The organism is Paenarthrobacter sp. PPS72 (genome assembly GCF_048537125.1).
GTDB classification, from domain to species: Bacteria; Actinomycetota; Actinomycetes; order Actinomycetales; family Micrococcaceae; genus Arthrobacter; species Arthrobacter nitroguajacolicus_E.
On sequence record NZ_JBLYIE010000028.1, the window covers coordinates 1 to 5,581 of the forward strand.

General features: G+C 55.6%; 3 rRNA genes. All 3 read left to right on the forward strand.

What is annotated here, in order from left to right:
* Positions 1-125: 125 nt before the first annotated feature.
* The 3 genes from ACLRGI_RS13915 (at position 126) to rrf (ending at position 5,541) form a co-directional block, all read left to right on the forward strand.
* Positions 126-1,646: ribosomal RNA gene (locus tag ACLRGI_RS13915) — 16S ribosomal RNA — on the forward strand.
* Positions 1,647-2,139: 493 nt separating this feature from the next.
* Positions 2,140-5,284, forward strand: a 23S ribosomal RNA gene (locus tag ACLRGI_RS13920).
* 140 nt (positions 5,285-5,424) lie between these two features.
* Positions 5,425-5,541: ribosomal RNA gene (gene rrf / locus ACLRGI_RS13925) — 5S ribosomal RNA — on the forward strand.
* Together the 16S, 23S and 5S rRNA genes form the textbook arrangement of a ribosomal RNA operon.
* Positions 5,542-5,581: the final 40 nt, after the last annotated feature.

Sequence of the window (5,581 nt, forward strand, 5' to 3'; positions counted from 1 at the left end):
AATTATGGCTGGATCGTTGCGCACCCCCGTGTGTGGTGGTCTGGTTTTCAGCTGGTTTCGAATTTTGTGCAGCCGTGTTTGCCGTTATTTCCGGTGGGTGTGGTTGTGTCTGTTTTTGTTTTACTTCAACGGAGAGTTTGATCCTGGCTCAGGATGAACGCTGGCGGCGTGCTTAACACATGCAAGTCGAACGATGATCCCAGCTTGCTGGGGGATTAGTGGCGAACGGGTGAGTAACACGTGAGTAACCTGCCCTTGACTCTGGGATAAGCCTGGGAAACTGGGTCTAATACCGGATACGACCATCTGGCGCATGTCATGGTGGTGGAAAGCTTTTGTGGTTTTGGATGGACTCGCGGCCTATCAGCTTGTTGGTGGGGTAATGGCCTACCAAGGCGACGACGGGTAGCCGGCCTGAGAGGGTGACCGGCCACACTGGGACTGAGACACGGCCCAGACTCCTACGGGAGGCAGCAGTGGGGAATATTGCACAATGGGCGCAAGCCTGATGCAGCGACGCCGCGTGAGGGATGACGGCCTTCGGGTTGTAAACCTCTTTCAGTAGGGAAGAAGCGTAAGTGACGGTACCTGCAGAAGAAGCGCCGGCTAACTACGTGCCAGCAGCCGCGGTAATACGTAGGGCGCAAGCGTTATCCGGAATTATTGGGCGTAAAGAGCTCGTAGGCGGTTTGTCGCGTCTGCTGTGAAAGACCGGGGCTCAACTCCGGTTCTGCAGTGGGTACGGGCAGACTAGAGTGCAGTAGGGGAGACTGGAATTCCTGGTGTAGCGGTGAAATGCGCAGATATCAGGAGGAACACCGATGGCGAAGGCAGGTCTCTGGGCTGTAACTGACGCTGAGGAGCGAAAGCATGGGGAGCGAACAGGATTAGATACCCTGGTAGTCCATGCCGTAAACGTTGGGCACTAGGTGTGGGGGACATTCCACGTTTTCCGCGCCGTAGCTAACGCATTAAGTGCCCCGCCTGGGGAGTACGGCCGCAAGGCTAAAACTCAAAGGAATTGACGGGGGCCCGCACAAGCGGCGGAGCATGCGGATTAATTCGATGCAACGCGAAGAACCTTACCAAGGCTTGACATGAACCGGAAAGACCTGGAAACAGGTGCCCCGCTTGCGGTCGGTTTACAGGTGGTGCATGGTTGTCGTCAGCTCGTGTCGTGAGATGTTGGGTTAAGTCCCGCAACGAGCGCAACCCTCGTTCTATGTTGCCAGCGCGTTATGGCGGGGACTCATAGGAGACTGCCGGGGTCAACTCGGAGGAAGGTGGGGACGACGTCAAATCATCATGCCCCTTATGTCTTGGGCTTCACGCATGCTACAATGGCCGGTACAAAGGGTTGCGATACTGTGAGGTGGAGCTAATCCCAAAAAGCCGGTCTCAGTTCGGATTGGGGTCTGCAACTCGACCCCATGAAGTCGGAGTCGCTAGTAATCGCAGATCAGCAACGCTGCGGTGAATACGTTCCCGGGCCTTGTACACACCGCCCGTCAAGTCACGAAAGTTGGTAACACCCGAAGCCGGTGGCCTAACCCTTGTGGGGGGAGCCGTCGAAGGTGGGACCGGCGATTGGGACTAAGTCGTAACAAGGTAGCCGTACCGGAAGGTGCGGCTGGATCACCTCCTTTCTAAGGAGCTGCTAACAACTGCTGGTGTCCGTGCATGCGGATATGTGGTGGTTGTCAGTGTTGCCCATTGCGCAGGCGTCTGTTCTGCGGTGGGTGCTCATGGGTGGAATATCAACGAATCAAACTTGTTTGGCATGGCCTTCACCGGTTGTGTCCTGGTGCCAGTACGGCAGCGCTGTTCTCNNGGTTGTGTTTGGCGCACTGTTGGGTCCTGAGGCAACAGGACCTTTTTGCAGCAATGCGGAGAGCATCTTCTGGTGTTTCTTTTGTTCCTGCTTCCGGTACTGTCGGTCACCGTGTCGGCTCCTGTGTTTTGTGGGGGTTGTGGTGGTTGGTGGTGTGGTTGACGGGGTTGTTGTTTGAGAACTACATAGTGGACGCGAGCATCTGAGACACATGCATTTGTGTGTGTGTTTCTACAGCAATTTCTTATGAATGAACCCTGGGCCCAAGTGGCTCGTGGTTCTCTCGAGTAAGTTTTTGATCTTTGTGTGGTCAAGTTTTTAAGGGCACACGGTGGATGCCTTGGCATTAGGAGCCGAAGAAGGACGTAGGAATCTGCGATAAGCCTGGGGGAGTTGATAACCGAGCGTTGATCCCAGGATGTCCGAATGGGGAAACCCCGCACAACGCTGTCAAAAGTGATTGTGTGACCCGCATCTGAACACATAGGGTGCGTGGGGGGAACGCGGGGAAGTGAAACATCTCAGTACCCGCAGGAAGAGAAAACAATAGTGATTCCGTTAGTAGTGGCGAGCGAACGCGGATCAGGCTAAACCGTTTCCATGTGTGATAGCCGGCGGGCGTTGCATGGGCGGGGTTGTGGGACTTTCCGTTCTGGTTCTGCCGGACCAGTGAGGTGAGGTGCAGGCATAGGTGAACGGTCTTGAAAGGCCGGCCAGAGAGGGTGTGAGCCCCGTAACCGTAATGTTGTGCACGGCCTGGGGAGTATCCCAAGTAGCACGGGGCCCGAGAAATCCCGTGCGAATCTGTCAGGACCACCTGATAAGCCTAAATACTTCCTAATGACCGATAGCGGACCAGTACCGTGAGGGAAAGGTGAAAAGTACCCCGGGAGGGGAGTGAAACAGTACCTGAAACCGTGTGCTTACAATCCGTCGGAGCCAGTCTGATTCTGGTGACGGCGTGCCTTTTGAAGAATGAGCCTGCGAGTTAGTGTTACGTCGCGAGGTTAACCCGTGTGGGGTAGCCGTAGCGAAAGCGAGTCTGAACAGGGCGAGTGTAGTGGCGTGATCTAGACCCGAAGCGGAGTGATCTACCCATGGCCAGGTTGAAGCGACGGTAAGACGTCGTGGAGGACCGAACCCACTTCAGTTGAAAATGGAGGGGATGAGCTGTGGGTAGGGGTGAAAGGCCAATCAAACTCCGTGATAGCTGGTTCTCCCCGAAATGCATTTAGGTGCAGCGTTGCGTGTTTCTTGCCGGAGGTAGAGCTACTGGATGGCCGATGGGCCCTACAAGGTTACTGACGTCAGCCAAACTCCGAATGCCGGTAAGTCAGAGCGCAGCAGTGAGACTGTGGGGGATAAGCTTCATAGTCGAGAGGGAAACAGCCCAGACCACCAACTAAGGCCCCTAAGCGTGTGCTAAGTGGGAAAGGATGTGGAGTTGCGAAGACAACCAGGAGGTTGGCTTAGAAGCAGCCATCCTTGAAAGAGTGCGTAATAGCTCACTGGTCAAGTGATTCCGCGCCGACAATGTAGCGGGGCTCAAGTACACCGCCGAAGTTGTGGATTTCACATAATGCCCTAGCCTTCGTGGTTCAGGGGTGTGGAGTGGTAGGGGAGCGTCGTGTGGGCAGTGAAGTCGCGGTGGAAACCAGCGGTGGAGCCTACACGAGTGAGAATGCAGGCATGAGTAGCGAAAGACGGGTGAGAAACCCGTCCGCCGAATGATCAAGGGTTCCAGGGTCAAGCTAATCTGCCCTGGGTAAGTCGGGACCTAAGGCGAGGCCGACAGGCGTAGTCGATGGACAACGGGTTGATATTCCCGTACCGGCGAAAAACCGCCCATGCCAAGCGGGGGATACTAACCGCCCGGAGCCTGCCCGCTCACCCTTGTGGTGTTGTGGGTTTTGGCCGAGCGCGGGACCTGATCCCGGGAGGTAAGCGTATTAACAGGTGTGACGCAGGAAGGTAGCCGGGCCGGGCGATGGTTGCCCCGGTCTAAGGATGTAGGGTCAGGGATAGGCAAATCCGTTCCTGTGTGCTTCGAGCACGTTCCTGAGATCTGATGGGACCCCCGTTTGGGGGGATCCGGTGATCCTATGCTGCCAAGAAAAGCATCGACGCGAGGTTTTAGCCGCCCGTACCCCAAACCGACACAGGTGATCAGGTAGAGAATACCAAGGCGATCGAGAGAATTATGGTTAAGGAACTCGGCAAAATGCCCCCGTAACTTCGGGAGAAGGGGGGCCTGCCCCGTGATACAGACTTGCTCTGTGGAGCGGGTGTGGGCCGCAGAGACCAGGGGGAAGCGACTGTTTACTAAAAACACAGGTCCGTGCGAAGTCGCAAGACGATGTATACGGACTGACTCCTGCCCGGTGCTGGAAGGTTAAGAGGACCGGTTAGCCCCTTGCGGGCGAAGCTGAGAATTTAAGCCCCAGTAAACGGCGGTGGTAACTATAACCATCCTAAGGTAGCGAAATTCCTTGTCGGGTAAGTTCCGACCTGCACGAATGGAGTAACGACTTCCCCGCTGTCTCAACCATAAACTCGGCGAAATTGCAGTACGAGTAAAGATGCTCGTTACGCGCAGCAGGACGGAAAGACCCCGAGACCTTTACTATAGTTTGGTATTGGTGTTCGGAGTGGCTTGTGTAGGATAGGTGGGAGACGTTGAAACCCGGACGCCAGTTCGGGTGGAGTCATCGTTGAAATACCACTCTGGTCACTTTGGACATCTAACTTCGGCCCGTGATCCGGGTCAGGGACAGTGCCTGATGGGTAGTTTAACTGGGGCGGTTGCCTCCTAAAAAGTAACGGAGGCGCCCAAAGGTTCCCTCAGCCTGGTTGGCAATCAGGTGTCGAGTGTAAGTGCACAAGGGAGCTTGACTGTGAGAGAGACATCTCAAGCAGGGACGAAAGTCGGGACTAGTGATCCGGCGGTACATTGTGGAATGGCCGTCGCTCAACGGATAAAAGGTACCTCGGGGATAACAGGCTGATCTTGCCCAAGAGTCCATATCGACGGCATGGTTTGGCACCTCGATGTCGGCTCGTCGCATCCTGGGGCTGGAGTAGGTCCCAAGGGTTGGGCTGTTCGCCCATTAAAGCGGTACGCGAGCTGGGTTTAGAACGTCGTGAGACAGTTCGGTCCCTATCCGCTGCGCGCGCAGGAAATTTGAGAAGGGCTGTCCTTAGTACGAGAGGACCGGGACGGACGAACCTCTGGTGTGTCAGTTGTACTGCCAAGTGCATCGCTGATTAGCTACGTTCGGATGGGATAACCGCTGAAAGCATCTAAGCGGGAAGCTCGCTTCAAGATGAGATTTCCATACACATTACGTGTGAGAGGCCCCCAGCCAGACCACTGGGTTGATAGGCCGGATGTGGAAGCGAGGACTAAAGACTCGTGAAGCTGACCGGTACTAATAGGCCAACAACTTACACCACACAACACACTGCACGCGTCCACTATGTGGTTCCCGAACAACAACCCATGTTCACAGGAACCAACACAACAAAATAACAACACCACAGTTGTAACCACAGACTTCCCACCCCACACACAACACGGGGACGGGTAACAGGGTTACGGCGGTCATAGCGTGGGGGAAACGCCCGGTCCCATTCCGAACCCGGAAGCTAAGACCCACAGCGCCGATGGTACTGCACCCGGGAGGGTGTGGGAGAGTAGGACACCGCCGGACAACCCTGTCTCTTATACACATCTGACGCTGCCGACGAGGA